Here is a 16,021-nt window from a genome sequence, read left to right on the forward strand (position 1 = left end):
TGACGTTGCTCTGGTAGGTGCCGACCTTGGTCGGCACGAATCCACCGGCGCCATGACCTCCGCGCAGCCGAGCATAGGCTCGGCTCTACAACAGCGGTGCGCACGCATCCGGTTCCACCAACGCCCCGGCATGATCGGCCAACACCACCACCGCATGCAGCAGGCCTTCCTCCACCTGCGGCGGACACTGTACGGACGCATCCTCCATCTCGCGCGCCGACTGTGCGGCCAGCAACACGCCGCCGCACGCGGACAATGCGGCAAGGCAGCGCGTCGCCTCGGCCAGTTCCCGGCCGCGCGCCTCGCTGAGTTGCCGCTCGCGCCACGCCTGGCCGTCGGCTCCGTGGTTGTGTGCGATGCCGCGCAACCGCGCGAAGAACGCGGAGGGCGGCGCCTGTTCGTTGGCTTCGGCGAGTGCATCTTCCAACGCTTCGGCGGCGGCATTGGACAGCTGCAGGCCGGGCAATGCAGTGCCGAGCAGCGCCTGCAGGCGTGGATAGGCGGAGTAGGGCGTGTTCATGGCGGCAACCTCACGAGGCAAGGCCACCTGTGAAGCGCAAGGTGGCGGGCGGTGCGGGTTGGCGTGCCGGTCAAAATCAAAGCGAAAAAGCCGACGGATCACGAGGATCCCCACGCACCGCCCACCATGGGCAAGCCGGTGCATTGTCGCGATTGCCGTTGATGCGGCAAATCGATCGCTTCGATGTTTGATTCAGGACGCCAATCCCGGCCAGCGCAAAGTACGTTGGCGCAGCCACCTTCGCGCTTTCACTCGAGCAACGACATGAGCAAAGTTGTAAATCACGCCCCGCATGGGGAGTGCCAAAGCCGACACACAACGACGGCGGCAAGCGCGTATGCTGCGGTACCTGCTCACGACGAAGGAACGTCGAATGTCTATTGATCTCCGCGTGATGGCCACTGCACTGGGCGCCCTGTTCTGCACCACCGCACAGGCCGTGGCACCAGACGCCATCGACCTGCCGACAGCACAGGCACAGGCCCAGTTGCTGGACATGCTGGAGAAGGAATCGCTGTACCGCGACCGCGTGGACTGGCGGGCCATCCGCATGCGCCTGAAGGCGGCGCAGAACGACCCGGCTGAGGCTCGCGCGGTGCTCCGGCAGGCCATCGGCCGCAGTTCCGGCGGGCACGGGGCTTGGATCAGCGCAAAGCAGCTGCAGGCGAAGGCAGAACGCCTGGCGCGCGCCAATGGCGCAGCAACAGCGGCCCAGAAAGCAACGACGGCCCCGGCCGAAGCACTTGACCCGCGCATCGGCCGGGTGGAGATCGAGGGCTACGGTGTCATGCAGGGCCCGACGGCGCACCAGCAGATGAAGGAGCGTGCCAAGCGCTGGCAGGCGATCATCGATGATCAGGACAACGGCAGCCGCTGCGGCTGGATTGTCGATCTGCGCGGCAACACCGGTGGCAACATGTGGCCTATGCTGCTGGGCGTGGCGCCGCTGTTGCGCGTCACGCCCAGCGCCGACGAGAACGTGGGTTCCTTCGCTGCCGCAGATGGACCGTCGCTCTGGCAGCTGACCTCGTCCAGCGTGCGTCTTGGCGATCGCGTGCGGATCGATCTTGGTGGGCCCGGCTATCTGCTCAAGCATCCGGGCGCGCCCGTCGCCGTGCTGACCGGGCCGCGCACTGCCAGCTCCGGAGAGGCCACCGTACTTTCCTTCCGCGGTCGGCCGCAGACGCGCAGTTTCGGCCAGCCCACCTCGGGGCTGTCCACCGCCAACGTGATGCGGCCGCTGGCTGATGGCAGCGCGCTGCTGCTGACCACCAGCGTGATGCGGGACCGCAATGATCGTGGCGATGGCTTGAAGATCGAGCCCGACCAGCTTACTGAGGGTGATGCCGCCACCGTGGCCGCCGCCCAGGCCTGGCTGCTGGCCCAGCCCACCTGCCGGGGCAACCGGACATGATCCTGATCGGCCAACAGGAACGGGTGCTGATCGTCGGCCCCACCGAAGCGCACCACTGCCTGCGCTGCCAGACGGAAACCGAGTTCGCTCCGCAGCTGCGCTACAAGATGGCGCGCATCGACCTGCTGTTCGGGTTCACCTACCAGCGCCGCTACGAGCTGGCCTGTACCCGGTGCGAGCACGGCTGGGTGCTCGATACCGAGACCATGGACCAGCAGCTCGGTGGGGTGCCGATCCCGTGGCGGCACCGCTTCGGCCTGCCGTTGATGCTGGTGGGGGTGGCCGGGTTGGCCGCGCTGGGCTGGCTATGGCGGCACGGCTATATCGGCCGCTGATGAAGATGAAACGGTTGCTTATGTCCCATATTGGGACTAGGATGTACGGATGAAGGTGGTTGCTTTGGCGACGCTGAAACGATTCTGGGAACGTCACCCTGATTCGGAAGCAGTGCTCAGGTCCTGGTACGACGAAGTCAGGCACGCCGTATGGGACACGCCGCACGACGTACGCCAACGTTATGCAAGCGCAAGTTTCGTGGCGAACAGTCGTGTGGTGTTCAACATAAAGGGCAACAGCTACCGGCTCATCGTCGCTGTGAGTTACAGGTTTCAGGTGGTCTACATCAAGTTCATTGGCACCCACGCCGAGTACGACCGGATCGACGCCGACACTGTGGAGCTTCTATGAACATCCAGCCCATCCGTACGGAAAACGACTACGAAAATGCGCTGCGCGAGATTTCGGCCTACGTGGACAACGAGCCGGAGCCGGGCAGCGAGGAGGGCGATCGATTCGAAATTCTCGTAACGCTGGTTGAAGCCTACGAAGCGAAGCACTTCCCGATCGAACCGCCAGATCCCATCGACGCAATCCGCTTCCGCATGGAGCAGGGCGGTCTGACCGTGAAGGATCTGGTGCCGTCCATCGGCCAGCTCAACCGTGTCTATGAGGTGTTGAATCGCAAGCGCGGTCTGACTCTGGAAATGATCCGGAAGCTTCACCGCAACCTGGGCATTCCCGCGGAAAGCCTCATCGGCCGCTGAAGCCGGTGTCCCTGCCGAGGCGCTGCCGTGCCTCGTGCCCGGCCTGCTAAAGTTGCAGCCTGCAACCACGTACCGGAACCGACCATGGACCACGACACCCCGTTCGAACCCCTCAACGACCTCGAGGTGCGCCTGCTGCAGGCCCAGGACGGCACGCTGACCGCAGCGCAGTTCCTCGATGGCCTGCTGACTTCGACGGCGTTCGTGCTGCTGGACAAGGCCATTGGTGAGGATGGCGCCTGGGACGAAAGCATCTCGCCGCTGGTGCTGACCAGCGAGAGCGGCGAGCCGATGTTCGCGGTGTTCACCGCGCCGGAGCGTGCCGGCCTGTGGCACGAGCAGCTGCCGCAGTTTGCGCATGCCATGCCGATCGCGGTGCACGCGCTGCTGGCCGGTATCGGCGACGGCGTCGGCCTGGTCCTGAACCCGGGCCTGGACGTGGGCATGGAGATGATTCCCGATGCCGTGGCCCAGCTGAAGCAGCGTGCGGCGGCGATTACCCGCGGCATGGCGCACTGAATCCAGCGATTGCGTGGTTGCCGGCCAACGGCCGGCACTACCCGTGGTGCAGGACGGCTGCGATGGCTTGCAAGCGCGTCCTATTCAATGGGGAGGAGCATCGTGGGCAAGCGTTCTAACCGATCGCTGTGGGTCTATGAGATCGGCCTTCTTGTGGGTTTGACTCTGGCAGCTGCGTTCATCACCCGGTTCAATCCGGTGGAGACGCTCCGGCTGGGTGGATGGCTGTTCCTCTTGATGCAACCCATCATGTTGGGTGCTCATGCTGTCGACCACTTCTCGCGCAAGCGTCGTCGATAGACGGGTGATAGGTGCCGGCCAGCAGCCGGCACTACCAGGTGCTTCAGCGGGCGGCGGCGATGGCTTTCACCCGTGCCTTGGCCAGTGCTTCACCGATGGCCGGGCCCTTCAGATGCGTGGTATCCAGGTCCCGCGCCTGCACTGACAGCGCCGCCTGGTGCAGGCGCTTGAGCGTTTCGCCCTGCGGGTAGTCGGCGTCCTCGAAGCCGAGCCGGCCGCGCTTGTCGGCCTCGCAGCACAGTGCGATGCGGGCCACCCGTTCCGGCCGGCGCAGCGCATCACAGCGGCCCAGCAGTTCCAGCACAGTGGCATCGCGCAGTTCGTCGATGCGGTGCACGTTCAAGTGCTCGCGGCAGACTGCTTCGGCCAGCTGCTGGTGCTCGGCGGGAATCTTCAATCGTGCGCACAAGGCCTTCAACGGCTTGATGCCGCGCTGCTCGTGCATGATGTGGCGCGGCCATTCCTCCGGCGGGGTCAGGCCCTTGCCGAGATCGTGGGTGAGGGCTGCGAAGCCGACCAGGTCATCGCCGGGGGCCAGCTTCGCGGCCATGTCGCTGACCATTTCCTGGTGGATGCCGGTATCGACTTCGGGGTGGAATTCGGCACGCTGCGGCACGCCGTACAGCGCTTCCAGCTCGGGCAGGATCGGGCCCAGGGCATGCGCATCGTGCAGCGTGCGCAGGAAGGCGGAGGGCCGCTCACTGACCAGCGCCTTGCGCAGCTCCTGCCAGACGCGTTCGGGCACCAGCGCGTCCAGCTCGCCACTGGCGGCGACCTCGCGCATCAGCGCCATGGTCTCGTCGGCGACGGTGAAGCCCAGTGGCGCGAAGCGCGCCATGAAGCGCGCCGCGCGCAGCACGCGCAGCGGATCTTCCACGAACGCAGGGCCGACATGGCGCAGCACGCGTTGCTCGATATCACGCACACCGCCATAGGGATCCACCAGCGTGCCGGTATCTTCGTCACAGGCAATCGCGTTGAGGGTGAAGTCGCGGCGCTGCAGGTCTTCTTCCAGCGTCACCGCCGGATCGGCATCGACCACGAAGCCGCGGTAGCCACGGCCGGATTTGCGCTCGGTGCGCGCCAGTGCGTATTCCTCGCCGGTCTCCGGGTGCAGGAATACCGGGAAATCGCGGCCCACGGCGGTGTAGCCCTGCGCTTCCATCTGCGCGGGCGTGGCACCGACCACCACCCAGTCATGGTCGCCGGCAGGTCGCTGCAGCAGGCGGTCACGCACGGCGCCGCCGACAAGATAGATCTTCATGGCTGGGATCATCGCATGCCCGGCGCAGATGCACCGGTAGTGCCGGCCGCTGGCCGGCAACCGCAGTCACCCCGAAGCTGCCGGCCAGCGGCCGACACTACCGATACAGCGGCCAGCCTGATCCAGACCAGCAGGCTCATCGTTTCCCTCCCCAGGGCGTGGACACCGGGGAAGGCCGGCCAGCAGCCGGCAGTACCGTGTTGCGGTCAATCGCCGCCCTGCTCGGCGTCGGCCGCGCAGCTGAAGCGCTTGCGCTTGTCCACCAGGCGGCCCATCAGGCGGTCGCTCAGCGGCAGCGCATCGCCATTGAGGCGCCAGTCGTAGATCACGCTGAAGGCCAGCACGCGGGCGACGTACTCGCGGGTTTCCTTGTAGCTGATGGTCTCGATCCACAGATCCGGATCGAAGCCCGGGCGTTGGCTCTGCCAGCGTGCTGTCGGCGTCGGCCCCGCGTTGTAGGCGGCGATGGTCACGTACGGCAGGCCGTCGTACTTGTTCATCAGCTGGCGCAGGTAGGCGGTGCCGATCGCGATGTTGGTGTCCGGGTCGTACAGGCTGTCGGCGCCGCCGTAGCCGGTCAGGCCGATCGACTTGGCCACGCTGGCGCCAGTGGCCGGCAGCACCTGCATCAGGCCCATGGCGTTGGCAGGCGAGCGCGCACGCGGAGTGAAGGTACTCTCGGCGCGGATCTCCGCCGCCACCCAGGCCGGGTCGATCGCGTTGCGCGCCGATTCGCGGCGGATGGTGGCGTCGTGATGCAGCGGGAAGCGCAGGTCGTACAGGCGCTGTTCCTGCGGCTGCTTGCCGAGCGCGAACACGGCGCGGTCGAACCAGCCATTGTCCTGCGCCACGCGCACGGCGAGGCGGCGCTGGGTGTCATCGAAGCGCGACAGCGCGCTGTTCCATTCGGCCACGGCCCAACCGGCGCGGTCGATCTGGTACAGCGCCATCGCGCGCTGGATGGCCGGGTCGCGCGCGACCGCTGCCTGTGCCTGCGCGCTGTCGTTCGGCTTCCACGGGCACAGGGTGTAGCCCTGCTGCAGCTTGTCGGCGGCGAGGAAGCCGTGGAAGGTCGGCGCGCGCGCGGCTTCGCGGAACAGCGGCTGCGCCTGCTGGGCCTGGCCGGTCTTCTCCAGCATGCGGCCTTCGAAGTAGCGCCAGCGTGGGTCGCTGCGCTGCTTGCTGCCCATCTTGCGGATCGCGGCCAGCGCTGCCGGCCAGTCGCCGCGCGACATCGCTTCGCGCACGCGCCATTCGTGCAGGCGCTCGTCGTAGGCCGATTCGGGTACCGCGTTGAGGCGGCGTGCCGAATCGGGCAGGTAGGAGGCCACTGTCCACAGCGCGATCTGGTACAGCACCTGGCCCTGCTGGTCGGCACTCAGGCCGAGCGCCTGGGCGTACTGCGGCAGCTGCTGCTCGGTGGCGCCGGGATCGGCCTTGGCCAGCTTGGCCAGGCCATCGGTGGCGATGCGCCGGCTGCGCTCGTTGCGCGGCCAGTTCAACGCGCTGGCGTTGGGCTTGTCGACAAAGGCGGCGTAAGTGTTCGCCAGCGCCAGGTCGGTGGCGGGCAGGCCGCGGGCCGCGCTGCGCATCACGGCGGGCTGCTGCGCGTCGGCGGCGGCATCGATGCGTTCCCAGCGCAGGGCGTCGCTCAGGCCACCCTGTGCCTGCAGCACGGCAAAAACGGCATCACAGCCGTCCGGTAGCGACTTGCCGTTCTTGCGCCACAGGTCCTGCGCTTCACTGATCCACTGCGGATCGACCTTGCCCGTCACCTGGCGCGCGGTCAGCTGCGCACAGCGCAGTCCGGTGTTGTCAGTGGGCGCCCAGTTGGCCAGCAGGGTCGGCCAGTCCTGGCGGCGGGCGAGCGAGGGCAGCCACACGCTGCGGAACGTGTTGGCCACGGCCTGGCCGTCGTAGCGCTTGAGGAAGGCCTGGGCCTGCGCCGTGTCGACGGCGTCGATGTTGCGGCGCAGGTTGGCGTACTCCAGCCAGCCATAGGCCGGGTGACGGCTGAGCGCCGCGGCCTGGCCAGGATCGAACTGGCCGCGTTCGGCGGCTGCGATCGCGGCTTTCAGTTGCGCGTTCTGGGCGTCGAGGGACTGGGCATTGGCGCAACCGATCAGCAGCGTGGTGGCCAAGGGCAGCAGGGACAGGGCGGTCGAAGTGCGTCGGGTCATGGCGGGCAGCATAGCGGGCAATGGCTGAATTCAGTTTCGCATTGCGTGCACGCCCGGCGTCGGCAACGACAGCTGAATGACTCCGCACAGGCCCCTGCCGCAGGCGGGCGCAGGCGTCGTAACGTCGGCCCTGGGCGAACGGCCCGGCTGCAGGGAGCGGCACATGGCGTTCAGTAGCGCAGGAAGAAGCGGCCCGCTGGCGGACATCAATGTCACGCCACTGGTGGATGTGATGCTGGTGCTGTTGATCATCTTCATCGTGACCGCGCCGATCGTGGCCCGGCCGATTGCCATTCAGTTGCCACAGGCCACCGATCGCGTGGTCGATCGCCCCGAACCGCCCCCGCCGATCGAGCTGCGCCTGGATGCCTCGAACCAGCTGAGCTGGGATGGCCAGCCGATGGCCATCGGCGATCTGCAGGCGCGCCTGCAGGCGCAGGCCGGAGAACATGCCGGCAACCTGCCGGAACTGCGCATCGCCGCCGATCCGTCGGCCGAGTACGAAGGCATGGCGCGGATATTGGCTGCGGCCGAGGCCACCGGCATGGAGCGCATCGCCTTCGTGCGCTGAGTCCGGCAACGGGCGGCCTGCCATCGACAGGCCGCTCCTGCTGCGAAGGAACGTGGGATGCGAAACGGGACAGAGCGCGCGACTTCACTGATGGCCACCCCCAATCTGGCACCGCTGGTGGATGTGCTGCTGGTGTTGCTGGCGCTGGTGATCACCACGCTGCCGATGGCGCAGGCAACCGGACTCCTGGCGTTCCAGCAGCGCACCGCGTACCCGCCGTGGCCGGCGTCTTCACCCCAGCCGATCAACCTGCGCATCGACGCGGCGGGCGCGATGTTCTGGAAGGGCCAGCCGCTGGACGCTTCCGCGTTGCAGCGGCACCTGGTGCAGGCGCAGCAGATGCCGCAGCAGCATCGCTCCTCGGTGCATCTGGCGACCACCGATGACACCGACTATGAAGATATGGCGCGCGTGCTGCTGGCCGTCAGCCAGCATGGGCTGCGCGTCGAAGCGCCCGGCCACTAGCGTCGGCATCGACAAGGCCCCTTGATGAGCCGTGGCGGATCTCGGCGCGCGCTGTCGCCACCGACATCACCGCGAAGGGCGGTGAACAGTACCGTCCGGTTCTAAATGGCCCTCATCTGACGCAAATGGCCGTCAATTGCGTCAAGTCCGCGTGAAAGAGTGTCGATCGTCACGCCTTGATTTTTACCGCTTGTTTACAAAGGAGACGCTGCCGCCATGCAGGGGGGAGCGCGGCAGTCCTTGTCCCGACATTCCTTTGGAGAGAGAGCGAATGAATCACCTGCACCACCGCCCGTTGGCGGTTGCCGTCGCGCTGTGCGTGATGGCCTTGGCACCCCTGGGTGCCGCTGCACAATCCACCACCAACCTCGACGCGGTGGAAGTCACCGGTACCCGCATCAAGCGCGCTGAAGTCGAGGGCCAGGTCCCGATCCAGACCCTGACCCGTGGCGACATCGAACGCACCGGCCTGACCTCGATCGGCGAAGTGCTGCAGCAGCTCACCGGTTCCGGCTCTGCGCTCAACGCCAAGTTCAACTCGTCGGGCAACTTCGGTTTCCCGCCCGATGGCAGTGGCGTGGGTGCCGGCTCGGCGCAGGTCGATCTGCGCCACCTGGGTGCCAAGCGCGTGCTGGTGCTGGTCGACGGCATCCGCTGGGTCAATGAATCGTCGGCGTCCGGTGTGGGCTCGGCCACCGACCTCACCACCATTCCGCTGGCGATCGTCGAGCGCATCGAGGTGCTGGAGGACGGTGCTTCGTCGCTGTACGGCTCCGATGCCATCGCCGGCGTGGTCAACATCATCACCCGCCGCGATTTCGATGGTGGGCAGGTGACGCTGAACTACGGCGAGTACAGCAAGGGCGACGGCACCCAGAAGGGCGTGGACCTGGCCTGGGGCAAGAGTGGCGATCGCTTCAGCCTGTTCCTGGGCGCCAGCTGGACCAAGCAGGACCCGGTATTCGCCAAGGATCGCGAGCAGTCACGCTTCCCGATTCCCGGTACCGGCCTGGCGTTCGGCAGCGGTGGTATTCCGCAGGGCCGTTTCATGTTCACCGACCCGAACACCGGTGCGGTGCAGAACATCGTGCCCAATACCGGCGTGAGCAATCCGCGGTACGACGGCAGTGCCGGCTGCAGCCGCACGGATGACTATCACTGCTTTACCACCGCCGACCGCTTCAACTTCGCCGAATACAACATGGTGCTGACGCCGTCGGAGCGCAAAGGCCTGTTCGGCCAGTTCCGCTTTGACATCACCGACAACGTGCAGTGGTACATCAAGGCGCTGGGCAACCGCCGCGAGTCGACCAACCAGGCCGGCCCCGAGCCGCTGTTCTTCGGCCCCGATGGCGCCACCGGCAATCCGTTGGCCGACAATATCGTGGTCTCGCGCCTGAACCCGTACAACCCGTTCGGCTTCGATCTCGTCTCCGGCGACAACATGAGCCTGATCGGTCGTCGCCCGGTGGAGGGCGGTGCGCGCGTGTTCAAGCAGAAAGTGGACACCACCTACTTCGCCACCGGCCTGGTCGGTGACTTCCATGCCGCCGACCGCAGCTGGTACTGGGACGTCAACGGCATGTACAGCAAGAACAAGGCCGAGCAGACCAACTACGGCAGCTATGACATCTACAAGGTGAACATGGCGCTGGGCGATCCCGCGGTGTGCGCGGCCACGCCTGGCTGCGTGCCGTTGAACATCTTCGGTGGCGCCGGTTCGATCACCCCGGACATGCTGAAGTGGATCCAGCCGGTGGTGCGCGACCGCAGCCAGAACGAACTGAGCCTGTTCACCGCCAACCTGTCCAGCGAGCTGTTCTCGCTGCCGGCCGGTCCGGTGTCCTTCGCCACCGGCTTCGAGTACCGCAAGTACAAGGGCGCCTACCAGCCCGATCCGCTGACGGTGATCGGCCACTACAACGGCGTGCCGTCGCAGCCGACCTCCGGTTCCTACGACGTCAACGAGGCCTACCTGGAGTTGAGCGTTCCGATCTTCGCCGACTCCTCGTTCGGCAAGAAGCTGGACCTGAGCCTGGCCGGCCGCTATTCGGACTACTCCACTTTCGGTGGCGAGTTCACGCCCAAGTACGGCCTGCGCTGGCAGGTGACCGATGACTTCGTGCTGCGTACCACCTACGCCGAGGGTTTCCGCGCACCGTCCATCGGCGAACTGTATGGCTCGGCCGCACGCGCGGACCTGCAGCTGTTCGATCCGTGCTCGGTGGGCCTGGGCGGTACGCCGCCGCGCGGCAGTGCCGCCAATTGTGCCGCGCTGGGCGTGCCGGCCGGCTTCCAGCAGGCCAACTCGCAGATCTCGGTGACCACCGGCGGCAATCGTGATCTGGAACCGGAGCGCTCGCGCAGCTTCAGCACCGGCTTCGTGTGGAGCCCGTGGTTCGGAAACAACGCCTCGTGGTCGGAGCGCTTCGACGTGGAAGTGACCTTCTACCGCCACGCCATCGATGGTGCGATCCAGGCCATCAACGCGCAGACCCAGCTGGACCTGTGCGTGGACACGCTCGACCCGGTGTACTGCGATGGCATCACCCGCGCCAGCACGGGTGCGGTCAGCAGCTTCAACAACCGCCTGACCAATCTGGGCTCGATCAAGACCGACGGCTGGGACGTGGACCTGTTCTGGACCTTGCCGCAGACCTCGGTCGGCCAGTTCAAGCTGGCCTGGAAGAACACGTTCGTCGGTCGTTACGAAGCCACCGGTGCGGCCGGGCAGAAGCAGCCGCAGAAGCCGGGCGTGGAAGTGGCCGACAGCTCCATTCCGGAGTGGACCAGCAACGCCAGCATCGCCTGGACGATGGACCGCTGGAGTGCGAACTGGACGGTGCGGCACATCTCCGAGCTGACCGAGAACTGCGGCGATGCCGTGGCCTTCCCGGTGTGCAGCAACCCGGCCGCCGGCACCAACACGCTCTCGGCCACCACCTTCCACGACATGCAGGTGGGCTACAAGATCGACTGGATGAAGGGGCTGCAGCTGACCGCGGGCCTGAACAATGTGTTCGACAAGGATCCGCCGATCTGCCTGTCGTGCTCGTTGAACGGGTATGACGCCTCGACCTACGACATCCCGCGTGGCCGTTACTGGTACCTGCGCGCGGACCTGCGGTTCTGATGTGAGGGTGGCAGCGCCGGCCAGTTCCGGCGCTGCCTTGCGGATGGAGCGCCGAGCCCGCGCTCGGCTGATTCTCTGAGCCGAGCATGGGCTCGGCTCTACCGTTACGGGGTGGACGTACCCCGCGTCTGATCAGAACGCCCAGGTGAACGTCAGCGAGCCATTGCGGCCATCGCCGTAGGCACCGTAGCCGTTGATCTGCGACAGGTACTTCTTGTCCAGCAGGTTGTTGAGGTTGGCCTGCACGCTGAACTCCGGCGAGATGCGGTAGCGCAGGAAGGCACTGACCAGCGCGTAGCCGCTCTGTTCGATGCGGCCGTAGGCCGGCACCGGGTAGTAGATGCGGTTCTGCCAGTTGGCGCCGCCGCCGACGGTCAGCGCCTGCAGCGACTGCGGGGTGTAGCTGGTGAACAGTTTCAGCGCGGTCTGCGGCAGGTTGGTGTTGATGTCGGCGCCGTTGATGTCCTTGGCCACATAGCGCGAAGCACCGAAGGTCGCATTCCAGCCCGGGGCCAGTTCGCCGTTCACTTCGAACTCGAAGCCACGGCTGACGGTGCCACGCGCGGCGCGGTAGGCGAACTCGTTCTGGCTGCCCTGCACCGGCTCACCGGTGGCCTGGCCGACGTTGTCCTGCTCGATGCGGAACACCGCCAGCGAGGCGTTCAGGCGGTTGTCGAACCACGCGCCCTTGACGCCCACTTCGTAGCTCTTGCCGTCGACCGGATCGAGGTAGCTGCCGTTGCGGTCCTTCAGCGTCTGCGGCTGGAAGATCTCGGTGTAGCTGGCGTAGGTCGAGTAGGTGTCGTTGATGTCGAACACCAGGCCGGCATACGGCGTGGTGACCTTGTGCGCGCGGTCGGCGCCTTCGCCTTCGCTCTTCCAGTCGGTATAGCGTGCGCCGATGATCAGCTTAAGCGGGTCGGCCAGTGACAGGCGCGCGGCCGCGTAACCAGCCTTCTGCGTGATGGTGCCCTCGCTGGCCAGGGCCAGCGGGTTCCAGTTCGGCTCACCGATCTTGCCCGTCCAGTTCAGATAGCTGGCGAACGGATCCCAGGTCTGGCCCGGGCCACCGACCTGGTAGTCGCCGTAGTTGGCGTACTCGCGCTTGTTGTAGCTGAGGCCGGCCATCAGCTGGTGCTCGCGGCCGAACAGCTGGAACGGGCCGTCAATGTAGCCATCAACGCCGGTGACCTTGCGCTCAGTGTTGTAGAAGCCCGCGGATGGCGAGATGCCCGCGCCGGTGGTCCGGTCGAAGTTCGATTCGCCCGTTGTCCAGTCGTTGTATGCCGGGTAGAACAGCTTGTCGTCGGCCTTGGTCTCGTCGTGGGTGGCGCCGACCTTGAACTTCCAGCCGTTGCTGAAGGCGTGTTGCAGGGTGGCGAAGGCCCGCTTGCTGGTGGTGTCCCAATAGGTCCACTCCGGGCTGGCGTTGAACGATTCGTCGTAGCCGGTGCGCGAGCCATCCGAATACAGCATCGGGAAACCACCCCAGGTCGCGCCATTGGCGCGCTTCTGCTGGTAGTCGTAGCCCACGCTCAGCTGCGTGTCCGGGGTCAGGTCGGCATCGATCACCGCATAGCCCAGCGTCTTGCGCTGGTTGTAGCGGTCCATCTGGCCGTCGGTGTCCAGGTAGCTGCCGATCACGCGGCCGCGCACGGTGCCGCTGGCGTTGAGTGCGCTGCCCACGTCCACCGTGGTGCGGGTGCGGCCCCAGCTGCCCACGTTCACCGACACGCTGCCGGCCAGCTCGGCGCTGTCGGCGTGCTTGCGGATCAGGTTGACCGATGCGGACGGATTGCCGGCGCCGCTGAGCAGGCCGGTGGCGCCGCGCACCACTTCCACGCGGTCGTACAGCGCCAGGTCCAGGCCGGAATCACCATAGCTCCAGTTCTGCACCATCTGCGTGGGCAGGCCATCGAACTGGTAGGCATCGATGTAGAAGCCACGCGCGTAGAACTCGGTGCGCTCGCTGTCGGACTGGGTGCTGGTCACGCCGGTAGTGTTGGCCAGCACGTCGATGATGTCGTCCAGGTTCTGATCTTCGATGCGCTGGTGGCTGATGATGCTGACCGACTGCGGGATCTCGCGCGGTGCCAGGTCGAAGCGGGTGCCGGCCGAGGTACGGCGCACCGAATAGCCTTCGGCGCGTTCGCCCTTGACCACCACTTTGTCGAGCGTGGTGGGGTCGGCGGCGGTGTCGGCGAAGGCGGCCGGGGCCACGACGCAGAGTGCAACGAGCACGGCAACGGACAGCCGCTGCGGCTGCGGGATACGGAGGGCGGAACGGTTCATGGGGGTCCTGGACGAGCACGCGCGCTCGGCCGGCATCCAGAAGGCGAGGCGCTACGGGTGGGAAACGGGCGGGCAGGCCGTCCTGGCACCACCGGAAACGAAAGGAATGGTAATACGAACTATTCCTATTTACAAGTCATGAACGACGAAGGCGCTCACGCAGGGCTCGACGCAGCACATGGCGTTCAGCGCAGGAGCGGCAGCGGATCGCGCGCGCCATCGGCGCCGTAGATGCCCCAGTGCAGGTGGGGCGGCGTGCCCTTGGCATTGCCGCTGTCGCCTACATGCCCGAGCAGGTCGCCGGCCTGGACCACCTGGCCGCGCGCCAGGCCCTCGGCCCAGTCGTCCAGATGGGCGTAGTAGTAACGTTCGCGCCCGGGCCCGATCACCCACACCTGGCGGCCGCCGAGGCCGCGCTCGCTGACGTCCGCGATGACGCCGGCAGTGACGCTGCGCACCGCGGTGCCGCGCTTGGCGAAGATGTCGATGCCGGCGTGGGAGCGGTCACGGCCACGTGGTGCGCCGAAGGTGTCGGCGATCTGGCGTGGCCGCACGCCGTCCACCGGCACCGCCAGTTGCGTGGCCGGCGGCATCCGCGAGAGTGTCCACAGCAGTTTCGGTGCAGCGGCCCATGGGCTGTTCCACAGCGTCATCGCGGCAATGATCGCGATGGCCAGCCACAGGCCGCGCAGCAGCCAGCGGCGCAGGCGACGGGCGGGGGAAGGCGATGTGTTCATGGTCTCCGACTGTAGCGCCGAGCCATGCTCGGCGGCTGTTGCTTTGCGGTCAAGGCGCAGTCGAGCATGGCTCAGCGCTACAGAACCGGAGCCAGCGGCACTTCGAAACTGCGCTTCAACGTTCCCAGTGCCACCGAGGTGCGGAAGCGCTCGATGTTGTCATCGCCACCGAACAGGCGCTCGGTGATCGCTTCGTACTCCTCCATCGACGCGGCCGAAAGCAACAGCAGGAAATCGCCATCGCCGGTGATCGAGTAGCACTGCTGCACCGCCGGGTCGTCCTGCACGCGGCGCTTGAACGGCGCCACGCGTTCACGCAGCTCGCTGACCACGCGCACCTCGACGATGATGGTGAGGGGCCGCCCGACCTTTGCTGCGGCAACCACCGCCACATTGGCCGCGATCACGCCGCTGTCCTGCAGGCGCTTGATGCGGCGTTGCACGGCCGGGGTGGACAGGTGCACGGCCTCGGCGATCTCGCGCTGCGGCAGGGTGTTGTCCCGCTGCAGCAGGTCGAGGATGGCGCGGTCGAAGCTGTCGAGCACGGGGGCGGTGGCCATGGCGAGCAGAAGTTGCACGAACAGGCTGTCAATTGAGCCAAGTGCTCGGCGCCGGCGCAATAGACTTTGCCCATGCAGACCTCACGACTTGCGCCGATGTTGCCGGCGCTGGCGGTGCTCGGCTCGGTCACCTCGCTGGCCATCGGCACCTCCTACGCCAAACACCTGTTCCCGCTGATCGGCGCCCAGGGCACCAGTGCGCTGCGCGTGGGCTTCTCGGCGCTGTTGCTGCTGCTGTTCTGGCGGCCGTGGCGCTGGAAGACCCGCCGCGTGGATGCGATCACCATCCTGCGCTACGGGCTCACCCTGGGCCTGATGAACCTGCTGTTCTACATGGCCCTGCGTACGATTCCCTTCGGCATCGCGGTGGCCATCGAGTTCACCGGGCCGCTGACGGTGGCGATGCTGTCCTCACGACGCCCGATCGATTTCCTCTGGGTGGGCTGCGCGGCGGTGGGGCTGTTGCTGCTGCTGCCGATCGGCGGTGGACCGGCGCTGGATCCGGCCGGCGTGCTGTATGCCATGGGCGCAGCGGCGTGCTGGGGCCTGTACATCGTGTTCGGCAAGCGTGCCGGCCACCTGCACGCCGGGCATTCGGTGTCGCTGGGGCTGCTGGCGGCTTCGCTGGTGGTGGTGCCGGTGGGCGTGGTGCATGCCGGTGCCGCGCTGCTCGATCCGGAGATCCTGGCAGCCGGCCTGCTGATTGCACTGGTGTCCAGTGCGATTCCGATGTCGCTGGAGATGATGGCGCTCAAGCGCCTGCCGAAGGAGACCTTCGGCATCCTGATCAGCATGGAACCGGCGGTGGCCGCGCTGTGGGCGATGCTGCTGCTGCACGAACACCTGCACGGGCTGCAGTGGCTGGCGATCGGCTGCACGGTGCTGGCCTCGGTGGGCAGCACGATGACGGCGCGGGGGTTGAAGGCGTCGGCCACCGCCTGAAAAAAGGGGACGGAGGGGATTAAGTCGTTCATGCCCTGATTTAGGGGGCGCCAGGCGGCGGCCGGCGCGAAGCGTGCGGAC

At 66.7% G+C, this 16,021-nt stretch carries 16 protein-coding genes; 10 read left to right on the forward strand and 6 right to left on the reverse strand.

The window, feature by feature from the left end:
* Nucleotides 1–85: 85 nt before the first annotated feature.
* Nucleotides 86–520, reverse strand: a complete 435-nt coding sequence (locus KXV01_RS06635) for a hypothetical protein (protein WP_263467614.1) — start codon at nucleotides 518–520, stop codon at nucleotides 86–88.
* Between the two features lie 373 nt (nucleotides 521–893).
* Between KXV01_RS06635 and KXV01_RS06640 the strand changes: the two genes are divergently transcribed.
* From KXV01_RS06640 to KXV01_RS06665, 6 genes are all read left to right on the forward strand, one after another.
* Entirely contained in the window at nucleotides 894–1,934 is a 1,041-nt protein-coding gene (locus tag KXV01_RS06640) for a S41 family peptidase (protein ID WP_049440309.1), read from the forward strand.
* Nucleotides 1,931–2,269 (forward strand): hypothetical protein, encoded by a 339-nt coding sequence (locus KXV01_RS06645; protein ID WP_049414632.1) that lies wholly within the window; start codon nucleotides 1,931–1,933, stop codon nucleotides 2,267–2,269. The genes KXV01_RS06640 and KXV01_RS06645 overlap by 4 nt, the downstream gene beginning before the upstream one ends.
* A 49-nt stretch (nucleotides 2,270–2,318) precedes the next feature.
* Nucleotides 2,319–2,621, forward strand: a complete 303-nt coding sequence (locus tag KXV01_RS06650; RefSeq protein ID WP_064239187.1) for a type II toxin-antitoxin system HigB family toxin — start codon at nucleotides 2,319–2,321, stop codon at nucleotides 2,619–2,621.
* On the forward strand, nucleotides 2,618–2,977 hold the full coding sequence (locus tag KXV01_RS06655) for a transcriptional regulator (protein ID WP_049414635.1): 360 nt from the start codon (nucleotides 2,618–2,620) through the stop codon (nucleotides 2,975–2,977). Before KXV01_RS06650 ends, KXV01_RS06655 begins: the two co-directional genes overlap by 4 nt.
* A gap of 84 nt (nucleotides 2,978–3,061) precedes the next feature.
* Entirely contained in the window at nucleotides 3,062–3,496 is a 435-nt protein-coding gene (locus KXV01_RS06660; protein WP_005419309.1) for an SseB family protein, read from the forward strand.
* 102 nt (nucleotides 3,497–3,598) lie between these two features.
* Nucleotides 3,599–3,796, forward strand: a complete 198-nt coding sequence (locus KXV01_RS06665; protein WP_139727662.1) for a hypothetical protein — start codon at nucleotides 3,599–3,601, stop codon at nucleotides 3,794–3,796.
* A 43-nt stretch (nucleotides 3,797–3,839) separates the two neighbouring features.
* On the opposite strand, the gene KXV01_RS06670 is transcribed toward KXV01_RS06665, so the two are convergent.
* Both KXV01_RS06670 and KXV01_RS06675 read right to left on the reverse strand, forming a co-directional pair.
* On the reverse strand, nucleotides 3,840–5,060 hold the full coding sequence (locus tag KXV01_RS06670) for a multifunctional CCA addition/repair protein (RefSeq protein ID WP_263467615.1): 1,221 nt from the start codon (nucleotides 5,058–5,060) through the stop codon (nucleotides 3,840–3,842).
* 206 nt (nucleotides 5,061–5,266) lie between these two features.
* On the reverse strand, nucleotides 5,267–7,252 hold the full coding sequence (locus tag KXV01_RS06675; protein ID WP_099495793.1) for a transglycosylase SLT domain-containing protein: 1,986 nt from the start codon (nucleotides 7,250–7,252) through the stop codon (nucleotides 5,267–5,269).
* A 151-nt stretch (nucleotides 7,253–7,403) separates the two neighbouring features.
* On the opposite strand from KXV01_RS06675, the gene KXV01_RS06680 reads away from it, so the two are divergent.
* From KXV01_RS06680 to KXV01_RS06690, 3 genes are all read left to right on the forward strand, one after another.
* A complete protein-coding gene (locus tag KXV01_RS06680) occupies nucleotides 7,404–7,811 on the forward strand; it encodes a biopolymer transporter ExbD (RefSeq protein ID WP_099495794.1) in 408 nt (135 codons plus the stop codon).
* Between the two features lie 57 nt (nucleotides 7,812–7,868).
* Nucleotides 7,869–8,276, forward strand: coding sequence for a biopolymer transporter ExbD (locus KXV01_RS06685; RefSeq protein WP_263467616.1), 408 nt, complete (start codon nucleotides 7,869–7,871; stop codon nucleotides 8,274–8,276).
* 271 nt (nucleotides 8,277–8,547) lie between these two features.
* Nucleotides 8,548–11,409: a TonB-dependent receptor gene (locus tag KXV01_RS06690; protein WP_263467617.1), complete on the forward strand. Its 2,862-nt coding sequence runs from the start codon at nucleotides 8,548–8,550 to the stop codon at nucleotides 11,407–11,409.
* Between the two features lie 132 nt (nucleotides 11,410–11,541).
* Here KXV01_RS06690 and fhuE read toward each other — a convergent pair whose 3' ends face one another.
* From fhuE to KXV01_RS06705, 3 genes are all read right to left on the reverse strand, one after another.
* A complete protein-coding gene (gene fhuE, locus KXV01_RS06695) occupies nucleotides 11,542–13,701 on the reverse strand; it encodes a ferric-rhodotorulic acid/ferric-coprogen receptor FhuE (protein ID WP_099495796.1) in 2,160 nt (719 codons plus the stop codon).
* A gap of 185 nt (nucleotides 13,702–13,886) precedes the next feature.
* On the reverse strand, nucleotides 13,887–14,438 hold the full coding sequence (locus KXV01_RS06700; protein WP_099495797.1) for a M23 family metallopeptidase: 552 nt from the start codon (nucleotides 14,436–14,438) through the stop codon (nucleotides 13,887–13,889).
* A gap of 77 nt (nucleotides 14,439–14,515) precedes the next feature.
* On the reverse strand, nucleotides 14,516–14,998 hold the full coding sequence (locus KXV01_RS06705) for an Lrp/AsnC family transcriptional regulator (RefSeq protein ID WP_049414645.1): 483 nt from the start codon (nucleotides 14,996–14,998) through the stop codon (nucleotides 14,516–14,518).
* Nucleotides 14,999–15,070: 72 nt separating this feature from the next.
* On the opposite strand from KXV01_RS06705, the gene KXV01_RS06710 reads away from it, so the two are divergent.
* Complete coding sequence (locus KXV01_RS06710) at nucleotides 15,071–15,940, forward strand: EamA family transporter (RefSeq protein WP_099495799.1); 870 nt, start codon at nucleotides 15,071–15,073, stop codon at nucleotides 15,938–15,940.
* Nucleotides 15,941–16,021: the final 81 nt, after the last annotated feature.

The organism is Stenotrophomonas sp. Ps181 (assembly GCF_025697425.1).
Taxonomy (GTDB): Bacteria; Pseudomonadota; Gammaproteobacteria; order Xanthomonadales; family Xanthomonadaceae; genus Stenotrophomonas; species Stenotrophomonas sepilia.

Bases quoted from the DNA above. Each gene is read 5' to 3' on its own strand.
- KXV01_RS06635 (WP_263467614.1), bottom strand. From the start codon at position 520: ATGAACACGCCCTACTCCGCCTATCCACGCCTGCAGGCGCTGCTCGGC.
- KXV01_RS06640 (WP_049440309.1), top strand. From the start codon at position 894: ATGTCTATTGATCTCCGCGTGATGGCCACTGCACTGGGCGCCCTGTTC.
- KXV01_RS06645 (WP_049414632.1), top strand. From the start codon at position 1,931: ATGATCCTGATCGGCCAACAGGAACGGGTGCTGATCGTCGGCCCCACC.
- KXV01_RS06650 (WP_064239187.1), top strand. From the start codon at position 2,319: ATGAAGGTGGTTGCTTTGGCGACGCTGAAACGATTCTGGGAACGTCAC.
- KXV01_RS06655 (WP_049414635.1), top strand. From the start codon at position 2,618: ATGAACATCCAGCCCATCCGTACGGAAAACGACTACGAAAATGCGCTG.
- KXV01_RS06660 (WP_005419309.1), top strand. From the start codon at position 3,062: ATGGACCACGACACCCCGTTCGAACCCCTCAACGACCTCGAGGTGCGC.
- KXV01_RS06670 (WP_263467615.1), bottom strand. From the start codon at position 5,060: ATGAAGATCTATCTTGTCGGCGGCGCCGTGCGTGACCGCCTGCTGCAG.
- KXV01_RS06675 (WP_099495793.1), bottom strand. From the start codon at position 7,252: ATGCTGCCCGCCATGACCCGACGCACTTCGACCGCCCTGTCCCTGCTG.
- KXV01_RS06680 (WP_099495794.1), top strand. From the start codon at position 7,404: ATGGCGTTCAGTAGCGCAGGAAGAAGCGGCCCGCTGGCGGACATCAAT.
- KXV01_RS06685 (WP_263467616.1), top strand. From the start codon at position 7,869: ATGCGAAACGGGACAGAGCGCGCGACTTCACTGATGGCCACCCCCAAT.
- KXV01_RS06690 (WP_263467617.1), top strand. From the start codon at position 8,548: ATGAATCACCTGCACCACCGCCCGTTGGCGGTTGCCGTCGCGCTGTGC.
- fhuE (WP_099495796.1), bottom strand. From the start codon at position 13,701: ATGAACCGTTCCGCCCTCCGTATCCCGCAGCCGCAGCGGCTGTCCGTT.
- KXV01_RS06700 (WP_099495797.1), bottom strand. From the start codon at position 14,438: ATGAACACATCGCCTTCCCCCGCCCGTCGCCTGCGCCGCTGGCTGCTG.
- KXV01_RS06705 (WP_049414645.1), bottom strand. From the start codon at position 14,998: ATGGCCACCGCCCCCGTGCTCGACAGCTTCGACCGCGCCATCCTCGAC.
- KXV01_RS06710 (WP_099495799.1), top strand. From the start codon at position 15,071: ATGCAGACCTCACGACTTGCGCCGATGTTGCCGGCGCTGGCGGTGCTC.